Annotated in this window: 26 protein-coding genes and 1 pseudogene; 12 read left to right on the top strand and 15 right to left on the bottom strand. The window is 60.4% G+C overall.

The window, feature by feature from the left end:
- Position 1: 1 nt before the first annotated feature.
- Positions 2-706 carry a DUF6118 family protein gene (locus K426_RS18735; protein WP_066560403.1) on the top strand — a complete coding sequence of 235 codons (705 nt, stop codon included), beginning with the start codon at positions 2-4 and terminating at the stop codon, positions 704-706.
- A 173-nt stretch (positions 707-879) separates the two neighbouring features.
- Here K426_RS18735 and K426_RS18730 read toward each other — a convergent pair.
- The 9 genes and pseudogenes from K426_RS18730 to K426_RS18690 all read right to left on the bottom strand — a co-directional run bounded on the left by K426_RS18730 (position 880) and on the right by K426_RS18690 (position 11,842).
- A pseudogene (locus tag K426_RS18730) lies at positions 880-1,984 on the bottom strand (IS630 family transposase).
- Positions 1,985-2,175: 191 nt separating this feature from the next.
- The gene (locus K426_RS18725; protein ID WP_197672731.1) at positions 2,176-3,375 is read right to left on the bottom strand and encodes an alcohol dehydrogenase catalytic domain-containing protein; all 1,200 of its coding nucleotides are present in this window, start codon (positions 3,373-3,375) and stop codon (positions 2,176-2,178) included.
- Between the two features lie 72 nt (positions 3,376-3,447).
- Complete coding sequence (locus K426_RS18720; protein ID WP_066560401.1) at positions 3,448-4,632, bottom strand: CaiB/BaiF CoA transferase family protein; 1,185 nt, start codon at positions 4,630-4,632, stop codon at positions 3,448-3,450.
- 20 nt (positions 4,633-4,652) lie between these two features.
- Positions 4,653-5,402 (bottom strand): acyl-CoA dehydrogenase, encoded by a 750-nt coding sequence (locus K426_RS18715; RefSeq protein WP_197672730.1) that lies wholly within the window; start codon positions 5,400-5,402, stop codon positions 4,653-4,655.
- A gap of 252 nt (positions 5,403-5,654) precedes the next feature.
- Positions 5,655-6,827 (bottom strand): acyl-CoA dehydrogenase family protein, encoded by a 1,173-nt coding sequence (locus K426_RS18710; protein ID WP_066560397.1) that lies wholly within the window; start codon positions 6,825-6,827, stop codon positions 5,655-5,657.
- A 73-nt stretch (positions 6,828-6,900) separates the two neighbouring features.
- Positions 6,901-7,758, bottom strand: a complete 858-nt coding sequence (locus K426_RS18705) for an alpha/beta fold hydrolase (RefSeq protein WP_197672729.1) — start codon at positions 7,756-7,758, stop codon at positions 6,901-6,903.
- A complete protein-coding gene (locus K426_RS18700) occupies positions 7,748-8,728 on the bottom strand; it encodes a 3-carboxyethylcatechol 2,3-dioxygenase (protein ID WP_066560393.1) in 981 nt (326 codons plus the stop codon). Before K426_RS18700 ends, K426_RS18705 begins: the two co-directional genes overlap by 11 nt.
- The gene (locus tag K426_RS18695) at positions 8,725-9,255 is read right to left on the bottom strand and encodes a cupin domain-containing protein (protein WP_082748707.1); all 531 of its coding nucleotides are present in this window, start codon (positions 9,253-9,255) and stop codon (positions 8,725-8,727) included. Before K426_RS18695 ends, K426_RS18700 begins: the two co-directional genes overlap by 4 nt.
- A gap of 10 nt (positions 9,256-9,265) precedes the next feature.
- A complete protein-coding gene (locus K426_RS18690; protein WP_082748705.1) occupies positions 9,266-11,842 on the bottom strand; it encodes a TonB-dependent receptor in 2,577 nt (858 codons plus the stop codon).
- A 119-nt stretch (positions 11,843-11,961) separates the two neighbouring features.
- On the opposite strand from K426_RS18690, the gene K426_RS18685 reads away from it, so the two are divergent.
- Positions 11,962-12,768, top strand: coding sequence for a helix-turn-helix domain-containing protein (locus K426_RS18685; RefSeq protein WP_082748703.1), 807 nt, complete (start codon positions 11,962-11,964; stop codon positions 12,766-12,768).
- Between the two features lie 781 nt (positions 12,769-13,549).
- Here the strand turns inward: K426_RS18685 and K426_RS18680 are convergent.
- Positions 13,550-13,780 carry a hypothetical protein gene (locus K426_RS18680; RefSeq protein WP_066560386.1) on the bottom strand — a complete coding sequence of 77 codons (231 nt, stop codon included), beginning with the start codon at positions 13,778-13,780 and terminating at the stop codon, positions 13,550-13,552.
- A gap of 260 nt (positions 13,781-14,040) precedes the next feature.
- Here K426_RS18680 and K426_RS18675 point away from each other — a divergent pair, with 260 nt between their 5' ends.
- The 3 genes from K426_RS18675 (at position 14,041) to K426_RS18665 (ending at position 15,595) form a co-directional block, all read left to right on the top strand.
- Positions 14,041-14,514: an Hsp20 family protein gene (locus tag K426_RS18675; RefSeq protein WP_066562012.1), complete on the top strand. Its 474-nt coding sequence runs from the start codon at positions 14,041-14,043 to the stop codon at positions 14,512-14,514.
- 99 nt (positions 14,515-14,613) lie between these two features.
- A complete protein-coding gene (locus K426_RS18670) occupies positions 14,614-15,129 on the top strand; it encodes an Hsp20/alpha crystallin family protein (protein ID WP_066560384.1) in 516 nt (171 codons plus the stop codon).
- On the top strand, positions 15,113-15,595 hold the full coding sequence (locus tag K426_RS18665) for an NADH dehydrogenase ubiquinone Fe-S protein 4 (RefSeq protein ID WP_066560382.1): 483 nt from the start codon (positions 15,113-15,115) through the stop codon (positions 15,593-15,595). The genes K426_RS18670 and K426_RS18665 overlap by 17 nt, the downstream gene beginning before the upstream one ends.
- A 13-nt stretch (positions 15,596-15,608) precedes the next feature.
- Here K426_RS18665 and K426_RS18660 read toward each other — a convergent pair whose 3' ends face one another.
- The 3 genes from K426_RS18660 to K426_RS18650 are packed head-to-tail and all read right to left on the bottom strand — an operon-like array spanning position 15,609 to position 16,524.
- The gene (locus K426_RS18660; protein ID WP_066560380.1) at positions 15,609-16,025 is read right to left on the bottom strand and encodes a hypothetical protein; all 417 of its coding nucleotides are present in this window, start codon (positions 16,023-16,025) and stop codon (positions 15,609-15,611) included.
- Positions 16,022-16,291, bottom strand: coding sequence for an usg protein (locus K426_RS18655; protein WP_066560378.1), 270 nt, complete (start codon positions 16,289-16,291; stop codon positions 16,022-16,024). Before K426_RS18655 ends, K426_RS18660 begins: the two co-directional genes overlap by 4 nt.
- On the bottom strand, positions 16,288-16,524 hold the full coding sequence (locus K426_RS18650) for a hypothetical protein (protein WP_066560376.1): 237 nt from the start codon (positions 16,522-16,524) through the stop codon (positions 16,288-16,290). The genes K426_RS18655 and K426_RS18650 overlap by 4 nt, the downstream gene beginning before the upstream one ends.
- Before the next feature lie 272 nt (positions 16,525-16,796).
- Between K426_RS18650 and groES the strand changes: the two genes are divergently transcribed.
- Genes groES through K426_RS18635 form a run of 3 tightly spaced genes read left to right on the top strand, consistent with a single transcriptional unit; the run spans position 16,797 to position 19,034 of the window.
- Entirely contained in the window at positions 16,797-17,111 is a 315-nt protein-coding gene (groES, locus tag K426_RS18645) for a co-chaperone GroES (protein ID WP_066560374.1), read from the top strand.
- Positions 17,112-17,166: 55 nt separating this feature from the next.
- Positions 17,167-18,792 (top strand): chaperonin GroEL, encoded by a 1,626-nt coding sequence (gene groL / locus K426_RS18640; protein ID WP_066560370.1) that lies wholly within the window; start codon positions 17,167-17,169, stop codon positions 18,790-18,792.
- Between the two features lie 56 nt (positions 18,793-18,848).
- Positions 18,849-19,034, top strand: a complete 186-nt coding sequence (locus tag K426_RS18635) for a YdcH family protein (RefSeq protein ID WP_066560368.1) — start codon at positions 18,849-18,851, stop codon at positions 19,032-19,034.
- Between the two features lie 418 nt (positions 19,035-19,452).
- Here K426_RS18635 and K426_RS18630 read toward each other — a convergent pair whose 3' ends face one another.
- Positions 19,453-19,908: a carboxymuconolactone decarboxylase family protein gene (locus K426_RS18630; protein WP_237229844.1), complete on the bottom strand. Its 456-nt coding sequence runs from the start codon at positions 19,906-19,908 to the stop codon at positions 19,453-19,455.
- A gap of 173 nt (positions 19,909-20,081) precedes the next feature.
- On the opposite strand from K426_RS18630, the gene K426_RS18625 reads away from it, so the two are divergent.
- Genes K426_RS18625 through K426_RS18615 form a run of 3 tightly spaced genes read left to right on the top strand, consistent with a single transcriptional unit; the run spans position 20,082 to position 22,166 of the window.
- Positions 20,082-20,843, top strand: a complete 762-nt coding sequence (locus K426_RS18625; RefSeq protein ID WP_066562008.1) for an SDR family oxidoreductase — start codon at positions 20,082-20,084, stop codon at positions 20,841-20,843.
- Positions 20,840-21,280: a hypothetical protein gene (locus K426_RS18620; RefSeq protein WP_066560366.1), complete on the top strand. Its 441-nt coding sequence runs from the start codon at positions 20,840-20,842 to the stop codon at positions 21,278-21,280. Before K426_RS18625 ends, K426_RS18620 begins: the two co-directional genes overlap by 4 nt.
- A complete protein-coding gene (locus tag K426_RS18615) occupies positions 21,267-22,166 on the top strand; it encodes a sigma-70 family RNA polymerase sigma factor (protein WP_257721800.1) in 900 nt (299 codons plus the stop codon). Before K426_RS18620 ends, K426_RS18615 begins: the two co-directional genes overlap by 14 nt.
- A gap of 151 nt (positions 22,167-22,317) precedes the next feature.
- Here K426_RS18615 and K426_RS18610 read toward each other — a convergent pair whose 3' ends face one another.
- On the bottom strand, positions 22,318-22,869 hold the full coding sequence (locus K426_RS18610) for a hypothetical protein (RefSeq protein WP_066560359.1): 552 nt from the start codon (positions 22,867-22,869) through the stop codon (positions 22,318-22,320).
- A gap of 76 nt (positions 22,870-22,945) precedes the next feature.
- On the opposite strand from K426_RS18610, the gene K426_RS18605 reads away from it, so the two are divergent.
- On the top strand, positions 22,946-24,046 hold the full coding sequence (locus tag K426_RS18605; RefSeq protein WP_082748701.1) for a winged helix-turn-helix domain-containing protein: 1,101 nt from the start codon (positions 22,946-22,948) through the stop codon (positions 24,044-24,046).
- The last annotated feature ends 141 nt before the right edge of the window (positions 24,047-24,187 follow it).

Here is a 24,187-nt window from a genome sequence, read left to right as displayed (position 1 = left end):
CATGGACGACATACAGCTACCCGGCACACTCCCCGGCGCACCGCCGCCGATGGACCCGGCGACACGGGCGTTCACCGAGCTTAAGGGCGAACTGGCGCTGCTCCGCCGCGCCATCGAGCATGTGGCGGCCGAGAAAGCGGACATAGAGATACCCGACTACAGCAACACCCTTGCCAAGCTGGCGAAATCCGTGATCGCCATCGAGAGCGCGCCCGCCCTGCAAATGACGCCGGAGGAGTTCCAGAGCCGCTTCGAGGTGGCGACGGCGCTGGCGCGGCGCGAGGATCAGGCCGCGATTACCGAGTTGAAGCGCGAGCTTGCCGACACCCGCCGCGACATGCGGACGACCATCGGCACCGCCGCCACCATCGCGCAGCAGGAACGCGAACGCTGGCGATGGGCTGGCGGCGGCTTCATCGCCGGGTGCCTCCTATGGGCGGCGCTTCCCGGTTTCGTCGCGCGTATCGCGCCGACCGATTGGCATTGGCCCGAACGCCTCGCCGCGCGCACCGTGCGCGAGCCAACGCTATGGCAGGCGGGAACCCGGATCATGCAGGCCGACAGCCCGCACGCATGGCAATCCATAGCCGACGCCGCCGAGCTACGCCGCGACAATCACGAAGCCATCGACGCTTGCGAGCAGCAGGCCGCCAAGGCCAAGCAGCCGGTGCGATGCACGATCAGGGTGCGGTATCGGCAGCCTTGACCGGAGAGAGCGGGGCAAGCCCCGCGAAGCCGACCGGCCGCTACGGCGCTATATGGGTAGCGCGCGGCCAGTCGGATCGCTCTAAGCCGTGGCGTCAATTTGCACAAAATTATCGCACAAGCCCCACAAGAACCGCCCCTTTGCGGATGATAGCTCTCGCTAGTCATGTGAATCTAAAGTTCGCCGCATAAACTACGCTCTGTCGCCTGGCAGAATCGCTTGACCGAGGCGAGTATCTCGTCGGCAGATTTGGTCCAGCGATAGGGTTTCGGGTTCTCATTGTGACGTTCGATAAAGGAGCGGATGTCCTGCTCGAGCTGGTTGGTCGAGGTGTGTACGCCGCGGCGCAGCTGCTTTCGGGTCAGTTCGGCGAACCAGCGCTCGACTTGGTTGATCCATGAGGCCGAAGTCGGGGTGAAGTGGACATGGTAATGCGGCCGACGAGCGAGCCAGGTTCGGATGAGCGCGGTTTTATGGGTCGCGTAATTGTCCATGACGATATGGATGTCGAGGTCGGGAGGCACTTGCGCCTCAATCTGCTTGAGGAAGTCGAGGAATTCCGTCGCCCGGTGGCGCTTGTAGCATTTGCCGATCACGAAGCCTGACGCGATGTCGAGCGCGGCGAACAACGACGTCGTGCCGTGCCGGATGTAGCTGTGGGTGCGGCGTTCAGGCACGCCAGGCATCATCGGCAGGACCGGCTGTTCGCGGTCGAGCGCCTGGATCTGAGATTTCTCGTCGACGCTGAGAACAAGGTGCGCGGTTGGGCGGCGACAGATAGAGGCCAACAATGTCGCGGACCTTGTCGACGAACAGCGGATCGGTGGAGAGCTTGAAGGTCTCCGAGCGATGCGGCTGCAGCCCGAAGGCTGTCCAGATGCGCCGGATCGTGGTGTGGGAGAAGCCGGTCGCGCCGGCCATCGAGCGGATCGACCAGTGCGTCGCATCGGCTGGCGTCGATCGCAGCGTGCGCTCGATCACGGCAGCGACCTGATCATCGTCGATCGTCCGTGGCCTGCCAGGTCGAGCCTCGTCCAGTAGCCCTTCGACCCGGTCCTTCAGGAAGCGCCGACGCCATTTCCCGACTGTGTGCTCGTGTACGCCAAGCTCGGCAGCAACGACTTTGCTTTGGATGCCGTCGGCGCACCGCAGAATGATCCGGCAGCGCTCAGACATCGAGCGCGCTATCCGGCGCCGACGGACCTGTCGCTCAAGATACTCCCGCTCGTCAGCCTCCAAAACAAGAGGCGCTGTCCGTCGACCGCCCGCGTTCGCCATGCCACGCTCCTCATTCGCGAGCGCAGCATACAATGCTACTTACTTCAGTTCCAGATGACTAGTTTGAACACGGTTGTTCAGAATCAGACGGATGAATGTTCCGACAACGGGCGATCCGCACCCCAACGTTAGACAATTTTACAACGTTGGGGTGCGGCTCACACGATGAGTATTGGCGCTTTATCGCGGAATTACGCCTTCTTGTGCGGATGCACGATGATCGAAGTGAATCCGCCCTTGCGGTCTTCGGCCGACTGCAACGCCTCATTCGCCTGATCGAGAGAGAAGGAGTTGATTTCGAAGTGGTCAAGTTCAAGCGTCCCTGCCTCGGCCATGCGCATGATCTCCTCGCCCTCAGCTGTGGAGAACCATAAGGAAGTGAAGATTTGAATCTGCCGTGTCATCAGGAAGTAAATCGGTATTGGTAGCGGTTCCGGCATCGCACCGACAAAAATATATCTTCCGCCGCGGCGTAGAGCATTGATGCCGTTCATCGATACCGATGCCGGTGCGGTGTGGTTAAGGGCGTCAATGACAACATCTGCTCCTCGACCGCCATAATTGAGTGAGCGGACCCAATCGCCGAGGTCTTGATCGGACAGCGAGATAATATTGATTCGGTCCGGCGCGAATGCCTTGACCCGTTCAAGAAGTTCGACATTTCGGGCAACCGCGAAGATTTTCCCTACACCCATCGCAAGAGCCAGCAGAACTGCATCGACACCGAGAGTGCCTGTAGCACCGAGGATGAGAAGACTAGACCCTGGACGTACGTCTCCCTTTCGCATCGCGGCGTATGAAGTCCCGATGTAGCCGAGACGTGATGCTTGGTCGAAAGTGACGTTGTCCGGAATGCCGATCACCGAGCGGGCGGGCGCCCTAACGTACTCGCACATACCGCCGTGCGGATAGTCACGGTGAAGCGCTCGCGCACCCTCGCCGATGCCGAAGTAGCCTTGGAAGGCAAAATCGGGATCACTCAACGGGTCTCCGGTACGCGTTTCCCAAGAGTCCACAGCCGAACGCGCGGTGTCAATGTAGACTCGGTCGCCCGGCTTGAGGTTCCGCACGCGCTCACCGACGTCGGCGATCGTCCCTGCTATGTCGAGGCCGAAGATCGCAGGGAACTCCGGAAGAGGCAGAAACGGCTTCTCGATAGGATAGGTCGAGACGACGTTGCGGAGGTTCTGCACCAAGTTGGCGGACTCGACCTTAACGATAATTTCGTCATACCCGGGAGTGGGCTTCTCAATCTCATCCACCTGGAATTTGCCGCCCACTTCATGGAGGCGAGCTGCCTTCATCATTCTCATCGTATTGCTCCTTTGCAGCAGATTGAAACTGTTTTGAACATCGATCTGTTTCCTTTGGTCGAGGGGGGAGAATGTCATTGGCCAAGCCCAGCGCGTATGGCCCGCGCGGTTGGCGCGAACAGCAGGCTACAAATGCGTCGCACTAAAGGTTCATATCGCGCCCTCTTGACGCAGCATTGCGATGTCCGCCGGGCCGTGCCCAAGTTCGCGCAGGATGGTATCGCTGTGTTCGCCGAGCGCGGGCACAGGACCCATGTGGCATTCATATTCGTTACTGGTGGCTGGAGGCAGAAGCGCCTGTAAAGGACCGGCTGCGGAGCCGATGGCGCGGAAACGGTGGCGGGCATGCAATTGCGGATGCGTCCAGAGATCGGCCACCTGATTCACGGCGGCGTTAGCGATCTGGGCCTCGTCCAGTCTGGCCCTTGCCTCGACCGACGTCAGATCAGAGAAGGAGTCGAGGATGATCCGCTGTAGCGCAGCACGGTTTTCGATACGCCGCACATTCGTATCGAAGCGCTGGTCATCGGCAAGATCTGCTTGGCCCAGCACTTTATCGCAGAACAACTGCCATTCGCGCTCATTCTGAAGGCCCATAATGACAACGCCGCCATCACCGGCCGCGAATGGTCCATAAGGGTAGATGGTCGCGTGAGAAGCGCTGTTGCGTCCCGGAGGAGTCTGCCCCTCGTAAGCATAATACATCGGGTAGCCCATCCACTCGGCCAACGCCTCCAGCATCGAGACCTCTATGTGTGAGCCGTGACCGGTCTGATGGCGCTGTAACAAGGCGCTGAGGATACCGGTATAGGCGTACATGCCGGCGGCGATGTCCGCGATGGAATTGCCGGCTTTACAGGGCTCCTCGGGTGTGCCCGTAATGGACAGGAAAGCGGCTTCACCCTGGATCAGAAGGTCATAGGCCTTTTTGTCGCTGTAGGGACCATTGGTGCCGTAGCCTGAAATGTCGCAGACAATCAGGCGTGGATGATGCAGACTTAGCGCTTCGTAGCCCAACCCCATGCGCACCGCCGCGCCCGGCACCAGATTCTGCACCAAAACGTCGGCCCGGGCAATCAATTCACCCAGCACCTGCCGTGCCTTGGGTTGCTTGAGATCGAGCGTCAAACTCTCCTTGGAACGGTTGGCCCAGACAAAATGCGAGGCCAGTCCGCGTGTACGGTGGTCATAGGCCCGGGCGAAGTCGCCGCTCCCGGGACGTTCCACCTTGATGACGCGAGCGCCGAGGTCAGCCAGTTGACGAGTGCAAAACGGAGCAGCAATCGCATGTTCGAGCGTGACGACGGTTATGCCGCTCAAAGGAAGTGCCTGCATATGGAGAGTCCTATCCCGCATCAAGCGAACTCGGCGCTCGCCGACATAGCGAGTTGACCTTGCGCGCCGCGCGCCCACAGTTGGGCGATCCGACCATCGACGCGGCCTGCCGTCATGAACGGTTCTGTGTCGAAGAGCGGGCTCACGGCTTTGAATTCGAAGCAGGCTATGGGCCGTTCGGGATGGACCCCGCGCAACGTCTCCATGAGGAGTGTGGCGATCAGGGGGCCATGTACTACCAGGCCCGGATAGCCTTCCTCCTGCATCGCGTAGGGACGATCGTAATGAATGCGGTGGCAGTTGAACGTGAGTGCTGAATAGCGCATCAGCAGGATGGGGTCAGGCGTGACGATGCGGGCGAACTGTTCGTTGACGGGTGCGGCGGGCGGTGCAGGCGCCTTGGCGCCGCTCACCGTTGCCTCACGGTAGACGATGTCCTGCTCTTCGCGGATGACCAGCCCCTGCACATCGGATATTTCGTGCTGCAAAGTAAGGAAGACCAGATGGCCGCTGCGGCCCACCTTGTCCCGCTTGGACAGGATACGCGAGGTACGCTGAGCGCTCACTCCCAGCATCAATGGCCGAATAAAGTATAAGCGGCCGCCGGCCCACATGCGGCGCGGAAGTGTTACGGACGGCATGAAGCTGCGGTCACGCCTCGGGTGCCCGTCGGTGCCAATATTGGACTGCCTTTCGGCTGGTAGAAAATACAGCCAGTGCCACAGCGGTGGCAGGACTTCGATGGGCGGCTGATCGGGATCCTGGTCCAATGCGGCACGCATCAGGCGAAGGGGTGCAGCCGAGATCTGGTCGCAAAGAACCTGAGTGCGCCCTACACGCGAGTCATGTGAAATCTCATTCATGGTCTAGAGAGCGCACGGGTCACCGTGATCTCCGTCAAATGAGTTTATCGATATCTTCACGTTGCTGATGTCGACTCCCGTATCGTCGGATTTCACAAACGCCTTCTCGTGGCACTTAATCGGTGCAAGGGTCATCATGACCAGAACGCCTTCCAAAGATCAGTAGGAACGGGGTAGCCCGAGCACATGCTCGGCGACGTAGCTCAATATCATGTTGGTGGAGACAGGCGCGACTTGGTACAGGCGCGTCTCGCGGAATTTGCGTTCCACATCGTATTCGCAAGCAAAACCGAAACCACCATATGTCTGTAGGCAAGCGTTGGCGGCTTCCCAGCTCGCCTTGGCTGCAAGATACTTTGCCATGTTGGCTTCAACACCCGCATTCTGGCACGCATCTATTTTCTCGCAAGCGCGCCACCGCATCAGGTTGGCGGCTTCCAGTTCGATGAAGGCCTCAGCCAGAGGGAACTGGACACCCTGATTCTGTCCGATAGGACGATCGAACACCTTGCGTTGGCTCGCATAGTCGCGCGCCTTTTCGAGAAACCAATAGCCATCGCCGATGCATTCGGCGGCGATCAAGGTGCGTTCCGCATTCAAACCGTCGAAAATGGCCTTCAAGCCTTTGCCTTCGGCGCCCAACAACGCGTCTTCGGGCAATTCCAGATTGTCGAAGAACAACTCGTTTGTCTCATGGTTGACCATGTTGAGAATGGGCCGCACCGTCAGGCCGTTACCGATGGCCTTGTCGAGTTCAACGATGAAACAACTCAGGCCATCGCTCTTTCGTTGCACCTCGGCCAGAGGGGTCGTGCGCGCGAGCAAGATCAGGAGGTCGCTGTGCTGTACGCGGGAAATCCAGACCTTTTGACCGTTTATGACCCAGCGTCCGTCCTTCCTGACTGCTGAAGTCCTGAGCTTCGTCGTATCGCTGCCAGTGCCCGGCTCGGTCACGCCCATGGATTGCACGCGCAACTCGCCGGCCGCGATGCGAGGCAGGTAACGCTCCTTCTGCGCTTGGGTGCCGCTGTACACGATAGTGTTCATCACATACATTTGTCCATGGCACGCTCCAGAATTGCCACCGGCGCGGTTGATTTCTTCCATAATCACCGACGCCTCGGCCATGGACAAACCGGAACCGCCGTATTCCTGTGGGATCAATGCGGCGAGCCAGCCCGCCTTGGTCAGCGCGTTGACGAAGTCCTCTGGGTAGGCGCGTTTCTCGTCAATTTGACGATGGTACTCGTTAGGAAACTGGCGGCAAAGATCGCGTACGGCATCGCGGATATCTCGATACTGATCAGGATGGAAAAGTGTGAATGCGGTCATGGGACCTCAGCGGCATGGATAAATTTTGAAAGGTAAGTGGCAGAAGCGGCATGGGTCATCGCCGGGGTACCGGCTAGCGAAGCAAAAACCTGATATGCATCCCGTTGAATTCGGCTGCATTCTCATACTGTGGCCAGTGCCCGCATTCATTCATGACGACAAATTGAGAATTCGGAATCATGCCCGCAATCTGTGCTCCCTCTGCAGGTGTTGCCGATGGATCGTGGGATGTCCAAACAACCAGGGTAGGGCATTGAATGGACTTATACTGAAGCTCCGTGATCATGTTAGGTCGCCGAACCTCCATGTCCTGTAGACACATAATGTGCTTCATCACTTCCGCGTAACCGGGCTGTGCATAGATTGCGCGCCGGGTTTCGATAAGGTCGTCGTTCACGCGACTCTTGTCGAACATAAGCCATTCGAGCCTGCTCCGGACACGTTCCGGGCTTGGGTCCGTCGCCGCTTCGATCGAGAGGCGTTTCAAGCGCTCCATCACCTCTGGATGAGCCGTCCATCCCCCCGCAGTGTTCAGCACCAGCTTTTCGACACGCTCCGGATGATGGACCGCAAGCCAGGTCGCCACCCAGCCGCCGAGGCTTTCACCCGAAATCAAGGCACGTTCGCGCCCCAGTGTGCGCACAACGGCAAGGACATGCCTCCCGTAGTCGGCTACTTGATAATCCGCTTGCGGTTTATCCGTCCATCCATGCCCCATCATGTCGATGGCCACGGTCCAGAAATGCTCCGCGTGAGGACCGAGGTTGCGGACATATGCCTCCGCATGTCCACCCACGCCGTGCAACAGGATCAGGAGCGGACGCGACCGATCACCGGCCATCAAATACCGCGTCTTGATTCCGTCCGCATCGAGCCAGCCCTGTTCGAAGGTAACGCCGCGCAATTCACTCCATATGCTTTCATATGTCACGGACGCTCTCCTCTTCATTCACGCCGGATAAGATCGCCATGCCGGACAGCCAGCCCTGAATGGCTTCATAGCAATACAAGTCAGTATGGATCGCGCCTCCAACGCGAAGCGCAGCCAAAGCCGCGATCCAACACAGGACTTCCGGCCCGGCACGCCCCCCCTCCCGAACGATGTGATCATATTGCATTGTGTCGAATATATCAGACTTCCCGAAGCGGAACGAATTCAGGAATTGCCGATCCCACTGTTCGGACACGGGCAATATGGATGCACTGCCGCGAGAGGCCTCATGGCTGACCGCAAGAGTACGTTTCTCTCGCTCCTGACGAGCGGCGGCAATAGATGTTGGGCCGTCGATCAGTTGCGCCCGAACATCGGGCGAAGATGTCGCGAGGCGAGGGATAGGTGGGTCGTGGCTCAGCCCGCCGGAACTGACAATGAGAACGCGCTTTCCCGTTCCCAAGGCAAAACGTCCAACGGCCTCGCCGATTTCTCGTACCCGCCGCGTTGTGGGCGAAGGCGGGGCGATGCAGTTGATGAAAATGGGAATGATCGGAAGACCGGAAAAACTGCCGAACATCTGTTCCCATATTTGCACGAAGCCATGATCGACCGTCATCCGCCGGCTGGTGGTGATGTCGAAGCCCTCTGCTATCAGGGCGCCGGCAAGTTCTTCCGCATCTGTAACCGGAACGGAGAGAGGCCCCGTGGCGGTCCCCCAGTCGCCGATGGACTCCGCGCTGATCCCGACGCAGAAGGTGGGCATCATGTTGTAAAAGAAAGAATTGAAATGGTCTGGTGAGAATTGAATGATCAGGTCGGCACCGAAATCGTCGATGAACCCGGCAAGTGACCTGAAGGCGGCGAGAATGGTTTCCCGAACACCACCCTCACATTCTCCTTTTTCCATGAGAGGAGAATGTGAGGCGCAGGCGAGCGCAAGTCGTCCACTCTTGGGCAGGCTATTCATTTCTGGTTATCACCTGCGGCTACAAGTACAAAGATCATCGTCGCTGGCTCCTGCGAGCGGTTTCGCCACGCGTGGCGGGTGCCGTGTTGCACAAGCACATCGCCACGCTTCAGGTCTACGCACTGGCCATCATCGAGTTCGGCGGTGATGCAGCCATCGAACACGATGTCATAATCGATCGTTGGAGTGCGGTGCATTCCGGGGTTATCCGGCTCGAACAACTCGGCCAGACCCGGAAGCCGCTCCAAATATTCACGACCGGCCGCGTTAGGATCAAAACGCGGATCCGCCATGACGGCATCGGGCGGGAAGGTCACGAACAGCAGTGCTGTCCCGCCCGGCCCCGGAATGATGCTGCTGATATGCGGCGTACGCCCCGGTTCGGCAGCCGGCGCAGTCTGCCACAGCATCGTGATAGAAAAGCCGGGCGTTTGAAGGAATGGCTGCTCCGGCAGTTCGACATCGTCGATGATCACCGATTTCCCATTGCGTTCAGCCGCGACCACACGGCGCCGCGTCATGCTCATCCGGTTTCTCCTAGAAACTCTGGCCAATCATAATGCCCCACGTGCGCGGCATTCCATAAGCCTCCACGTTACACCCGCACGCCGTGGCGAGGTCGAGACCCACCGTCTTGTATCGTTTATCAAATGCATTTTTGAGGAAAGCAGACAGGCTGAGACCGGACTGACTCTCCCACCGGACAGAGAAATCGGTCAAGGTTCGGCCACTTATCTTCTGTGACTGAAAGTTGCGGGCGTTGTGATAGACACTCGACTGGTGGCTGAGATTACCGCCAATCGTCAGGTCGCCGTCCATGGCAGGAAGGGTGTAACTGGCAACCAGACTGCCCGAAAATTCCGGCGCATAGGTCGGCCGCGCATCGCGGCTAACACCGGGCGCAACCTGAACGTTCTTGACCTTCGTATCCACATAGGCGACCGAGGCAGAGAGGTTGAACCCGCCGAACGGGCGCAGCGTTGCCTCCACTTCGACACCGTTCGTGCGGGCGTCCCGGTTTTGCACGAGGCCCGAAATATGTGTGAAAGTGAACGACTGATAATCTTTGTAGTCATAATGGAAGACCGAGAGATTGAGCGTGTAGCGGTTGCTCGGGCCGGTCAGCTTGACACCCGCTTCATAAGATAGAAGCGCCTCTGGCTCGTATGGAATTTCGGAAGGCTGAAGGGGAGGGGAACCGTCCGCCAGTTTGGCATTGTAGCTACCAGCCTTCACGCCGCGATTGATGCCCGCGTATAACAGCAGGCCCTGATGCGGCCTATATTCGAGTTGCGCCTTGCCAGCCCATGGCCAATCGGTTCGGGTTTGCTGGAACGACGGATGGAGGGGGAACAGCGCAGTCTCCGTGTCGATCACGTACGCGCCGCTGTCCGCATAGGCATCCGACGAAAACTCATAGTTCTGGTGTTCGCGGATTAGACGGCCCCCAACCACCAGGGTGAAAGCCGGGGCGAATTCCCAGTTCAGCTGGCCGAACAGAGAGACGGAGCGTGTTTTGAGTCTGTAGACGCTCATGGCATCCACGCCGGCGGGGAGACCGAAAGCGACCCCCAGCGCCGATCCCGCCGGACCAAGCAGCCCCTGCGCGTTTCGGGCGTCTATGTCGAGATAGAAGGCACCCGTAGTCCAGTTTACGCCACCGCTTGCGCCGCTCAAACGCAGTTCCTGTGAAATGGAGCGGACATTGGAGCGAGTGCCGAAGTCAAAAGCGTTGACAGGTGAAGCCTCGCCATCGAGCAGGAAGTTCTTCTTGTAACGAGACCAAGAGGTGACGGACGCCAATTGTGCACCGCCAAGATCGGCATCGATGTGCAGCGCGCCATTATAGGCGCGGAAGCTGTTGGAGTTCTTTTTGGCGAATTCTTCCGAAAGACGCCGCTCGCCGATGTCCACCGGCACATAGCCGAACCAGCTTGCTCCCGGTGCCCGGTGCCCGTCATTATTCGGACTGTAAAGGAAGCCTTGGAAGCCGAGAACTGCCGGATTATAGTAATTCTGCCCGTTCGGGCCAGCGGCCGCGCGCGTCTCGGTTGGTGAAGCAAAGAAACCTCCCACGACGCGGTCCTGTCCATCCACAACCGGCACGACAGAAGATGTCGTCCAGGGTGAGGAGGAGAGGTTTTGACGAAGCGCTGAACCGGTCAGGCGGATTGTCAGGCCATCATTGGGCTGGACGAGCAACTGCGCGCGGCCCGCCAGCTTGTCATCACCGCCTAGGTCCTGTCCAATAGGCGAGATGGCGCTAGCGCCGAAGTTCAGCGGTGTGCCAGTCACCATGCCGGCCGGATAGCTGTTCCTCCACACGGCTCCATGCCGGTCCCAAGTGCCCGATACACGCAGCGCTGTGCTGTCGCCTATCGGGATGTTTAGCGCGCCTTCCAGCGTCGTCTGATCGAAGCGGCCATAGGTCGCGTTTGCATAACCGCCATATTTGCTTAGCTCAGGCTTATTGACAATAAAGTGGACGAGGCCGCCCGTTGCGTTGCGGCCAAAGAGCGTGCCTTGTGGCCCTTTGAGCGCTTCTACGCGGGCGAGGTCGAATAGGGCCATGCCATGACCCTGCTGTGAGTTGATATAGACATCGTCGATATAGACAGCGACCGGTCCTTCGATGGCGTCATTATAGTCGCTCTGTGTCACGCCGCGGATCGAAAACTGCATGCCTTGTCCGCCTACGGCGCCTGACGCTGTGATTCCGGGCGTGAATTTGGTGATTTCAATGCTGGAAGTGATACCTGCCGTGCGCAGGGTCTCTCCGGAGAAGGCGGAGACCGAAATGCCCACGTTCTGAAGTTTCTCGCTCCGACGCTGAGCAGTGACCACGATTTCCATCATAGGATCGTTGTTTTCGACCGGCTCCGCAATAGCGCTGGCGCTCTGCTCTGTCGTCTTCTCGATATTCTGGGCGTAGCCGGCAGCCGGAAATGTTGCCCATGCCGCGCTGACTCCGGCAAGTAATATCTTCCTCATGATCCCCTCCAGGTTTTCTGGTTTTACTGTAGATTTGGCGACCGCACGCTTGAGCTGTTCTCTTTCCGCCAACTCGGATTTGTTTACGGCCCGAGGATCAATGCCGACAATGGCGAGACACATAATGTTCGCATGGCGAACTCATGTTTGAGTGGAGCCACGGCACCGTGGAGTAAAGGATAAAAGGAAATTCTAGGGTAATATTGCGGTTTGGGTGAAAGGAGCTTACAGGGTTGTTCGCTATGAGAAACACTGAAGAAGATCCGATTGCATCTGCTCGGGCAGCCAAGCAGACTCATCGCCGGGTCACGGCGTTAAGTCGTGGACTTGATGTTTTGATTCAGGTTGGCTTGAAACGGTCGACGGTCGCGGAAATCGCGGCACACACCCGATTAAACAGAACAACGGTGTATCGCTTTCTGGCCACATTGGAGGCTGATGGCTATCTGATCCGCAGCCCGTCCAATCACGAATACCGGCTATCATCCAAAGTGCGCCTGCTCAGCGATGGCTTCACTGATCCGCTTTGGGTCACTCAGATCGCGGCCCCGGTTCTCATGCAGTTGCTGAAAAAGACATCATGGCCAGGCAGTCTCGCCACCTTCGATGGCCGGTTCATGGTATTTCGAGAAACCACTCATCGCTTCGGCTCGTTTTTCGTGCACAAGCCGATGATCGGACGTCAAGTCCCACTGTCGAGCGCGCTGGGCCAAGCATTCCTCGCATTTTCAGGAGAGGCCATCCGACGCCCTCTCCTGAAGCCATTCATTTATGATTGGGAACAGAGCGGCTTCGGGCGCATGGGCATCCGCGATGCACAACGCCACCTCGGCAAGGTCCGCAGCCGCGGTTTTGCCACGGCGATCGGCAGCATAGAAGCCGATGTTGCAGCGATCGGCAGGCCCATAATGCGCAACGGCCAGGTATTGGCATGTATGAATATTGTCATGTCCCCCGAGGCGTTCGCCAACCCCTCTCGATTCGATGCAGTTCAACGACATTTGGCGGACGCGATAGGCGGCATAGAAGCCGAACTCAATCAACAATGACAAATCTGGCACCTCCGTGACTGCCGTCCGTTGCAGAACACGGTTTGAGCTTGAACGTGTAAATGATCGAGTGCTGTCCTCTATCAGGTCTTCGAATGCGGCATTTCAGAAACCGCTGGGCGGCACTATGATCCGCGGATCATATCTAAAACTACTTTCTGATCTGCCCCCTTAACCGCCAATGGCCCGCAAATCGGTTCGGCTACTTATCACAGTCAGACCAGAGATGCCGTCATATACCCCATATGGTTCCCCGACAGGCTCATCCAGACCCAAATAATCCCAATGGACAGATGGCATGTCTGATGGTATAGCAATCGTGCTAAAGGCAAATAGCGACGTTAAATCAATACCTTGCCACGGTGCCCGGGTGCCCGTAGGGGTCACCAGTCAAGCGATTTATCGCATTGATTTTGGCTGATAATCTGGAAATATACAAATCAGTTACCACGGGCGTTCCCACATTTTCCCTGGGTTCTGATGGTATGACTTGGAATATAACGAGACGAACTCCGTCCCTACTCCGGTCAGCTTTACTTCCAAACTGCATGACGGGGCCGGTTGTTGCCTCATCGTTGGGGTGACGAAATCTGGGACGAAGCCGCCATTCGCCATCCTGGCTTTGAATGGCGGGTTTCCGATGGCGCAGACGTTCGCGCCGCTCCTACAGTCAGCAGCACCCTCATCGCGGGTGATTGGCGGATCGTCCTTGCATCTGTCTCTGAAGTTCCAGCATCGTTCCCAGACCACCCGATATGACGTGGCCGCAAGGCGCAGCCAGCTAAGTGGCGCCTGCTTCGGCGGCAATAAGCATCCCATACCATTGTCCGGTAACGGTGCGGATCATTAACATCGGCCTATCGTCTGCCTCGGGCTGAAGCCGATAGCGGTCGTGATCTGCATTATTCTCGAGCCAATGCCGCGCCCAGGTCAGCGCTGCAAATTCGCTATCGAGGTCGCCGTTCTCTACCGCGATACTGCCGTTGTCCTCGCGCACTAACTTCCATTCCATAGCCTTGAACCTCCTTTCTCGGGCTGAATCGCCGGGTAAATTTGCGAAGTGAGATCAGGTTCCTACCCACTTACTGACGCCTCGGTAGCGCAGTGTCCGCTCCCTGCTCATTTTTTTGGCCGAGACATCTTGAAAGCCGCGCGACTAAAATTAGCTCAATGATACCGGACGCCAAACCGGGTCCGGTTGGACATCGAGAGCGCCGGCTCATCGATACCGGCGCATCTCATGCCCAAATTGCTCAAATGGAGGATTTGGAGATGAGACCGAACTTTGATTTTACGCCCTATCGCCGATCTACGGTCGGTTTCGATCGCCTGTTCAACCTGCTCGAAGCGGGTGCGCGCGAGGACGATGGCTATCCGCCGTTCGACATCCAGAAGATCGACGACGACAATTTTCGTGTCACCGTCGCGGTCGCCGGCTTCAAGCCCGAGGATATCGAGATCGTCGCGCATCAGAACCTGCTCTCGGTGGCCGGCAAGCGTGCCGATGACGCCGACAAGGGCGAATACCTGCATCGCGGCATCGCGGCCCGGGCCTTCGAGCGGCGCTTCCAGCTCGCCGATTTCATCGAGGTCGGCAACGCGAACTTCGAGCACGGCCTCCTGTCGATCGAACTGACGCGCGTCGTGCCGGAGGCGATGAAGCCGCGTCGGATCGAGATCGGCGGCAATGCATCCGACAGCAAGCGACTGGACGAGGTGAAGGAAAAGGCGAGCGAGCCTGCCTGAACCGCGTCCACCGGCCTGCCGGCGCCGCCTCCCGACCCCCCCCGCACGCGGCGTCCGGCAGGTTCAGCCCTTAGTCCAGCCAGAAAAGGAGATGTCATCATGGCTATTCGTGATCTCATTCCCTGGAGCCGGCAGGAAAACCGGTTGCCCGTTCCGGTGAGCGCCGAACGGGAAAGGGACCCCCATCCACTGCAGTCGCTCCACCGCGACGTGAACCGTCTCTTCGACGATGTCTTTCGCAACTTTGGCATGCCCGCCTTTGCCGGTTTTGACCGCATGTCGGGATGGCCGCACCTCGAGCTCGGCGAGACCGACAAGGAAATTCGCGTGACGGCGGAACTGCCGGGCCTCGACGAGAAGGACGTGGAGATCTTCGTCGAGGACGGCGCCTTGACCCTGCGCGGCGAAAAAAAGTCCGAAGTCGAGGACAAGGATCGCGGCTACTCGGAGCGCAGCTATGGCCGCTTCGAGCGCCGCATCGGCCTGCCCAAGGGCATCGAACACGACAGGGTCGCTGCCACTTTCAAGAACGGCGTGCTGACGGTGACTCTGCCGCGGTCGGAGGCGGCGGAACAAAGCGCCCGCCGAATTCCCGTCAATGGCGGCGCCCGTTGACGGCCGGGCCCGGACTTTCGAGTCCGGGCCTTCGGCTAACGACAATGTAGCGGTCGCCGTCGCGGGTGCGACCCCGTTTCCGCGCGGCGCGAAGGCCATCATCGAGCCGCTGGCCCCTGCGACAAACGGCGGCCGACGCCGCCAAAGTGCATGGCGGGTCAGGTTCGCCCAGCGCTGGGGCCAAGTTGCCGATCCGCTGATGGGTTGGACCGGCGGGGGCGATCCGCTCTCGACGATCGAGCTGCGCTTTCCCGACCGCGCGGCGGCCGAGCGATATTGTCAGAGGCAGGGTCTCATCTTCGAATGCCGGACGGCGCCATCGCTAGGGCAAATCCGACCGGCTATAATCGATGCCTTGGGCCCTGCGCTTTGCTGCTGGCCCACGGGTCCGCATGCTCTGTGCTGCGGCAAGTTCCCATGCGCTAGCACGGCCGCCAATGAGGAGGATGATCGCAGGTCTGCATAACCTGGGGCGCGCTTCAGGTAGGCGAGGATTGCACGCCAGAGCTTGCAGTGTGTGATGGACGCTCGTGTCGATGCCATGCCTGGTCGAGGGCGGTGAGCACGCGGTCGATCACCGCCGCGTTGCTCGCCGCCTTGGGCAGTTCGCGCACCGCGAATTGCTGCAAGCGGACAAGGTCCTTCTTCGGCAAGCGCAGCTCGATCTGTTTGGTGGCCAGCATGTTCGGCTCGATGCCCTCGGCGGCACGGCCACAAGCCAGCATGTGATCCAGCAGTCGCTTTCGTTGAGCAAAGGTCCAGCCCAGCGCTCGCAGTTCGCACGGCGAGATCGACACGAGCGCGATCGCGAACTCCATGATGTCGCTGAAGGGCAGGCGCACCGGCACGTCGTCCGGCTTCGGCTTGCGCCACCGCTTGAGAGACAAGCGCTTCACTGGATATCGATCACGCCATCGACCGCGCGCCACTCGGTAGGGCGGATCATCCCGTCATGCGAAATGCGCACCGAGTGGAGTGCGGCCTCGATCTCGCGCCGCCAATGCTCGAGAAACGCGAACAGCACCGGAAAGTCGGGCGCGAGATCGTACTCCTGCCAAACGAATAGCTGCAGCAGCGAGGGCGCATCCGGGCGGTAGTAATGAATTTCTGCCGTCGTAAGCCGATGACCCTCGAACTGCCTGATGAAATCCCGTCGGCTCATGGCGAAGCGCGGGGACCTTCCGCGGACCTGTCGATCGCATGCATGGCGGCAAGGATGTCATCAATCGGCACTGCCCGCCTGGCGCCGGGGGGCTTGCGCAGGTCGGGATGGTCGCGCACGGCGGAACGGTCGGACGCCCAGGATGCCAGAATTGCGCGCTTCACTTCCGGCTCCAGGCTCGGGTTGTGCGCAACGTCGAAGGGATGAAGATAACGGGAAAATGGCTGCGACATGGCTGTGCCTCCTTCCTTTGTGTCGCTCCTTTCTCATCTGCGGGCGCAGCGGCCCGCGCCGCAAATTTTGGAACGCAGGCGAGTCGCGTCAAGAGGGAAAGTCGCACTGGAACAACTTGATAAGCTGGCGTTTGGCACTCAGCGCCTCCGAGTGCCAAAAATTTTAGCTCGCCATCTTGACGCGAAAAATGACCTTTCCTAATTCCGCGTCACCTGTCGTTCGAAGGATCGGCAGGCCTATCACATCTCAGTTTTGCATCTGGAGGTTATGCATGCATTTCCGCCCCTTGCACGACCGTGTGGTCGTCCGCCGCATCGAAGCCGAGGAGAAGACCTCGGGCGGCATCATCATCCCCGACACCGCCAAGGAAAAGCCGCAGGAAGGCGAAGTGGTCGCCGTCGGCGCGGGACTGCGCGACGACAGCGGCAAGCTCGTTGAACTCGCCGTCAAAGCGGGCGACCGCGTGCTTTTCGGCAAATGGTCGGGGACCGAGGTCAAGATCGAGGGCGAGGATCTGCTCATCATGAAGGAGAGCGACATCCTCGGCGTGATCGAGGCTGCGGCCCAACTCAAGCAGGCCGCCTGACAGCGACCTGCATCCTCTGACACTTGGAAGGATATCGAAGAAAGGAGACGAGGCAATGGCTGCCAAGGAAGTGAAGTTTGCGTCCGACGCGCGTGATCGCATGCTGCGCGGCGTGGATACGCTGGCCAACGCAGTGAAGGTGACCCTGGGCCCCAAAGGCCGCAATGTGGTCATCGAGAAATCGTTCGGCGCGCCGCGCATCACCAAGGATGGCGTCACCGTCGCCAAGGAAATCGAGCTCAAGGACAAGTTCGAAAACATGGGCGCGCAGATGCTGCGCGAAGTGGCCTCGAAGCAGAACGACAAGGCCGGCGACGGCACCACGACCGCGACCGTGCTCGCCCAGGCGATCGTGCGCGAGGGCTCGAAGGCGGTCTCTGCCGGCATGAACCCGATGGACCTGAAGCGCGGCATCGACCTCGCCGTCGGCGCCGTGGTCAAGGACCTTGAAGCCCATGCGCGCAAGGTCAGCGCCAACAGCGAGATCGCGCAGGTCGCGACCATCTCGGCGAACGGCGACGAGGAGGTCGGCCGGATCCTTGCCGACGCGATGGAGAAGGTCGGCAACGAGGGCGTGATCACGGTCGAAGAGGCCAAGAGCCTCGCAACCGAGCTCGAGACGGTCGAGGGCATGCAGTTCGACCGCGGCTATCTCTCGCCTTACTTCGTCACGAACACGGAGAAGCTCAAGGTCGAACTCGACGATCCCTACATCCTCATCCACGAGAAGAAGCTCTCGAACCTGCAGGCGATGATCCCGCTGCTCGAGCAGGTCGTCCAGTCGGGCCGACCGCTGCTTATCATCGCCGAGGACGTCGAAGGCGAGGCGCTGGCGACGCTCGTCGTCAACAAGCTGCGCGGCGGCCTCAAGGTTGCGGCGGTCAAGGCGCCGGGCTTCGGCGATCGCCGCAAGGCGATGCTCGAGGACATCGCGATCCTCACCGCCGGCAATGTCGTGAGCGAGGAACTCGGCACCAAGCTCGAGAGCGTCACAATCGGCATGCTCGGCCGCGCCAAGAAGGTCATCATCGACAAAGACAACACCACCGTCGTCGATGGCGCTGGCGCGCGTTCGGACATCGATGCCCGCGTTGCGCAGATCAGGGCGCAGATCGAGACCACGACGAGCGATTACGACCGCGAGAAGCTGCAGGAGCGCGTGGCCAAGCTCGCGGGCGGTGTAGCGGTGATCCGCGTCGGCGGCGCGACCGAGGTCGAGGTCAAGGAGAAGAAGGACCGCGTCGACGACGCGCTCCACGCCACCCGCGCCGCGGTCGAGGAAGGTATCCTGCCCGGCGGCGGCATTCCGCTGCTGCGCGCTCTCAAGGCGCTCGACGGCCTCAAGGCCGCGAACGACGACCAGCAGTCGGGCATCGATATCGTGCGCCGGGCACTGCGCGCGCCGGCACGGCAGATTGCCGACAACGCCGGCGAGGACGGCGCCTTCATTGTCGGCAAGCTCCTGGAGAGCGAGGACTACAACTGGGGCTTCAACGCCGCCACCGGCCAGTATGAGGACCTGGTCGGCTCCGGCGTGATCGATCCCGCCAAGGTGGTCCGCACTGCGCTCCAGGATGCCGCTTCGGTGGCCTCGCTCCTGATCACGACCGAGGCGCTCGTCGCCGAAGCGCCCAAGGACGACAAGGGCGCCAAGGCCGCGATGCCCGAGATGGAGTACTGATACACGTAGGGCCCGGCTGGGGCCGGGCCCCATCATCGAACATGAGGAACTCGACGATGAACGACCACTATCTGCGCTACCTCGAGCGCGAACATGCGCGTCTCGATGCCGAAATTCGCGAAGAGGAGAAGCGTCTCCCTCCGCGCCATTTCCTGATCGGCCAGCTCAAGAAGCTGAAGCTGGCAGTCAAGGACCAGATGGCGGCCTGCTCGGGTCACGAGGAAGAGCGCGAAGCGGCTTGAGCGAATGTTCGGTGCGGACGATCCGCGCAGGTGCCCGCAACTTTACGGCTACGAGCTGTTGCCGGAAACCCGATGGCGCCCATCTGCGTTGCATTGTCGTCCGCCCCGTTCGGGGAAGCTCGCGAGGATGGACAGGGGAGCCCCGAGCCAGCCGGGGCTCCTTTCTCTGTTAGTAATAGGGCAGCCAAGGAACTTGGCAATGCACTGGCGCGTGACGAAACGGCTGCCTGCGGCTAGCGAGCATGGCCGGAACACATCATCGTCCAGGTGGAGAAGGCGCGTTTTTGCCAAACGGCTCCGCGCTGAGCGATTGGCTGGTTCTGACGGAAGCTGCCGTGCATAGCCCGATCGGCGAACGACGCATTTTTGTCGCGTGCCGCCGAAGGGGAAAGCAAAGGTTGCTCCCCCTTTCGTGAGCCTATGGCTTCGCGGCGACGGGAAGGCGAAATGGCGCGCCAAGACGATTGAACGCGTTCATCGCCGCAATAACTAGTGTGAGATCGACCAAATCCTTTTCAGCAAAGGCGGCGGCAGCAGCCGCATATGCTTTGTCCGAGGCATGGGTCGTGCTGATGTTGGTCACTTCCTCGGCCCAGGCCAGCGCCGCTCGATACTGGTCGGAAAACAGGTGCGGCACCTCAGCCCAGACAGGGACCAGCGCGACCTTGTCGATCGCCATGGTCTTGAGCAGGTCACGAGTGTGCATATCGATGCAATGGGCGCACCCGTTGATTTGCGACACCCGTAGGAACACCAGATGGATCAGCTCTTCGGGAAGATCCGTAGTCTTGGTCACATAATGATGGACTCCGAACAGGGCCTTGGCGCCTTCGGGGGCGATTTCCGACCAGTTCAAACGCTTCATATCGGTCATGCTTGCTTTCCTCGTCACCCGCGCCGGGCATCGGCGCTCGCTGACGTGACGAGGTAGGCCGGCGCATTGTGACATCATGGCGCCGATATTTTTTCGTTCCCGCTGTCGTCCCATGTCACACCGGTGGTGGCCATCTCGTCATGCAGGCAGACACTTGCATCGGAGACATGGACATGAAGATCGTTATCATCGGCGGCACCGGTCTGATTGGTAGGCCCCTCGTCGGACTGCTGCGGGCCGAGGGCCATGAGGTCGTCACCGCTTCACCGAGCACCGGCATCGATGCGCTGACTGGCTTCGGCCTGGCACAAGCGCTGACGGATGCCGCCGTCGTGGTCGATGTCAGCAATGCCCCCTCGTTCGAGGACGAGGCCGCTCTCGCTTTCTTCCGCGGCACAACGACCAACTTGTTGGAAGCAGCGCGCGACGCAGGCGTGCGCCACGTCGTCGCACTTTCGGTGGTGGGGACCGATCGCCTTCAGGCATCGGGTTATTTTCGCGCCAAGCTGGCGCAAGAGCAACTGATCGCCGGCGGTGGCGTACCCTACACAATCGTGCGCGCCACGCAGTTCTTTGAGTTCCTGTCCACCATCGCAGACGGCTATACGCGGGGCGACACCGTGTACCTGCCAGCGATCGCGCTCCAGCCGGTCGCCGCATCCGATGTCTCGGCGCTGCTTGCCCAGATAGCTACAGCTGCCCCGGCCGGTGGCATCATCGAAGTGGCAGGACCGGAGCGCGCACCGCTGGCCGAGTTTACGGCTAGCTGGCTCGGCACTCGCGACGATCCGCGCCGGATCAGCGCTACCGCCGAACGCGACTATTTCGGCGCGCCTGCCGACGACCGGACGCTGGTCCCGGGCGAAAATCCACGGATTGCTCCCACGCGCTTCGATGAGTGGCTCGCCGCTCAGTCGCAGGAGAGTGCAGCATGAGCCGGAAACTTCCGCTCGCACTGGCCACAGTGCTCGGTCTCGCGTCCGCTGCGAACGGGCTCTTTATGGTGATCTCACCAGCAAACTGGTACTTTGCGGTGCCCGGCGTCACCACCACCGGCCCGTTCAACCAGCATTTCATCCGTGACATCGGTTTGATTTTCCTGCTCGTAGCGATCGCGATTCTCATTGGCGTCGCGCGACCGGCGTCTCGCGTTCCCCTTTGGTCCGCGGCCGCCCTCTGGCTTGCCGGCCACGCGTTGTTCCATCTCTGGGAGGTAGCGGTCGGCATATGTGGGACAGGTGCGCTGTCCCAGGATTTTCCTGCTGTGACCTTACCGGCTATACTGACGACCGCTCTTGCCCTCTGGGCCTGGCGCGATGACGCGCGCAGTAGCCAAGCATTGTCGATGGGGGACACTCGTGCGGCACGGTGATGAACGTCTCGCCGATTTCGAAGCTGAGCGGCCGAGGCTGTTGCGTCTCGGCTATCGGATGCTTGGCTCTCTCAGCGAGGCGGAAGATATCCTGCAGGAAGCGTGGCTGCGTTGGGCGGCAACGGCGCAGAGCGTTGACACGCCGGCAGCCTATCTGACCCGTATTGTCACCCGCTTATGCCTCGATCAGCTCAAGTCCGCCCGGGTGCGCCGGGAGACCTATGTCGGTGCCTGGCTGCCTGAACCCTTGATGGGTACTACTGAGGAAGAGGATACGATCGCCGACGACGTGACGCTCACACTGATGCTTGCAATGGAGCGCCTGTCCCCTCTGGAGCGTGCCGCCTTCCTGCTTCACGACGTGTTCGACATGACGCTCCCTGATGTCGCGACGACATTGGGACGCGAGCCCGCCGCTGTCCGGCAGCTTGCCTCACGCGCACGCAGGCACGTACAGCATGCGCGACCGCGTTTCACCGTGGAGGCAACCGAGGCCGATCGGATCGCGCGCGCCTTCTTCGACGCCGCCCGCGACGGTGATGCTGCCGCACTGTCTGCGATGCTGGCGCGCGATGTCGAGATACATTCCGATGGCGGCGGTAAGGTGATCGCCTTCCGCAATGTGGTGCGCGGGATCGAGCGAGCGCTTCGCCTGTTCGCCGGGCTGCGTCGGAAGTACACGTCAGTACCGACGCTACTGCGCACCGCGACGATCAACGGTCTGCCCGGCTATATCAGTATCGATCGTGGCGACGTGCTCCAGACCACCGCGCTCGACGTGCGCGATGGGCGCATCGCGGCGATCTATATAGTTCGTAATCCCGACAAGCTCCGTCATCTGGTGGCAGCATTCGGCACGGACGGTCATCCACAGCACGGCCGCTGAAGGTCGTGAATTGGTCGGCGGCCGCCGTTGCCCACTCAGGGCCGCGAATGGCGAATATCTCGGGTTCATTTCCAAGTAGCCCCCATTCGGGGAACGACCCCTTACTGGTCGACCTTGGTCAGAGGAAGCGGCCACTGCGGCACGCTTTGGCCTAACTGGTCTGATTGGGAACAGCACGGTTAAAACACCATGCTGCCGTCAGCCACGACAGTGCAAAGATAGTGAGAAAGCCCCATTCGACCGCGTGACCGGGCATCATCCTGAGCGCGGCGATACCCACGGCATATTGACCAATCGCCAGCAACACCGCGATCCATCGCATCGCTCCCGGCCGGAACCGGACGACCATCGCGGAAAGAATCGCCGCTGCAACCATGAGGAAGAAGAAGATATTGACAGAGTCCTCATCGCCGATGATGCCGACCGCAGCGTTCGACCAGAGGGTGAAAAAGGCGGTGAAGCCGGCGATCAGGTAGCCAATGCGCGGCGCACCGGGCCGGGCAAACCGCGCTGCCAGCTCAACCACAATTCCGACAAAGCCCAACGAGATCGCGGCGAACGCGAAATCGACGGCGGTCCAGTTCACCTCGCCGGTCATCTGCATCGCCAGTGCAGGCAGCATCAGCAGGGCCAGAAGGCTGCCCCAGCCGGCGATCCGCCATCCATTCAGAAGCGGCGATCGGGGCGAAGATAGGTCGTTCATAGTCGGGCCTCCCGGTGTTTTTCCCGCTGCGGCCATGGTCGGGCCGCGTGTGAAAGGCATGAGCGATTCATGAGCAATGGCTGAAATCACGCTCAACTCTTGCCTCAACCGGGAGATGACACCAGACCAGTCGGCCATGGAGAAACCGGCCCGCATCCTGCGCTTTGACGCGTTCCAGCTCGATTGCGACAACCGGCAGTTGCGCAAGGATGGCCTACCGATCGCGCTTGGCAGCCGGTATTTTGACGCACTAGCCCTGCTCGTCTCGCGGGGCGGGGAGCTTGTAACCAAGGACGTGTTCATGGAACAGGTCTGGCACGGCATTCCGGTTACGGACGAGGCGCTGACGCAATGCATCCGAACGTTGCGCCGCGCGCTGGGCGATGATGCCGCCAATCCGCGCTTCATCGAGACCGTGCCCAAACACGGCTATCGCTTCGTCGCCGAACAATCCCACCAGCTGCCGAAGTCGCCGCGTCTACAAGGATCGCATGTCGCCGGCGCCTGCACGCTGGCGGGTCTTACGTCAGGTGCGGTGGCCGGCCTGATCTACGGCCTGATTGCAGCGACGGGCGGCGGCGCGCAGGTGCTTATCCTGGCGGCGATGATCGGCGCGCTCGGCCTGCTGGCCGGTGCGGGTCTCGGCGCCGGAATGGCTACGGCTCTGACGTGGCGCGGCCGTGCTGATGGATGGATGGTGGCAGGAACCGCGATCGGCGGCCTAGCCGTTGGCGCGCTGGGCAACCTGCTCGGAAGGGAAAGCGTAGGTTTGCTATCGGGAGTGTCCATAGCGAATGTCACCGGGCCCATCGAAGGGGTGGTGCTGGGCACGGCCGCAGGCGTTGTCGCCTGGGCGGCATTAGTAGGATCTCACTGGCGGATCGTAACCGCCGTTTGCCTGATCGCAGGTGCTGGCGCAGCTACCCTCATTTTCTTCTCCGGCGGGACATTGCTGGTCGGCTCTCTTCAAGCCCTTGCGCAGGGCCTTTCCGGAACGCAGCTGAACCTTACAAATATCGGCATGGTGATCGGCGAGGCCGGACTTACGAGGACAGCGATTGGGCTCACGGTCGGCGGGGAAAGCCAAATCTTCATTCTGTCAATCGGCGTAAGCCTCTTGGTTGCGCGCGATCGAACAATGAAGCCCGGTAAAGAAACGCAGGCCGACACGTACTGATGTGACAGCCGCCATTCGCTTCCCACCCATCACCAGCCATGACCACGGTCGTTACGCATTCTCGAAAACGAAATGACGGCTCCTGGCGCGACCAGACGTTCACCCGGGCGGCTGGGAGTGACCGATTCTGGTCGGAACCTG

Origin of the sequence: Sphingobium sp. TKS (assembly GCF_001563265.1) — a bacterium.
Classification (GTDB): domain Bacteria; phylum Pseudomonadota; class Alphaproteobacteria; order Sphingomonadales; family Sphingomonadaceae; genus Sphingobium.
Note: the sequence above shows the minus strand (reverse complement) of the source record. Positions and strands in the feature narration are given on the sequence as shown.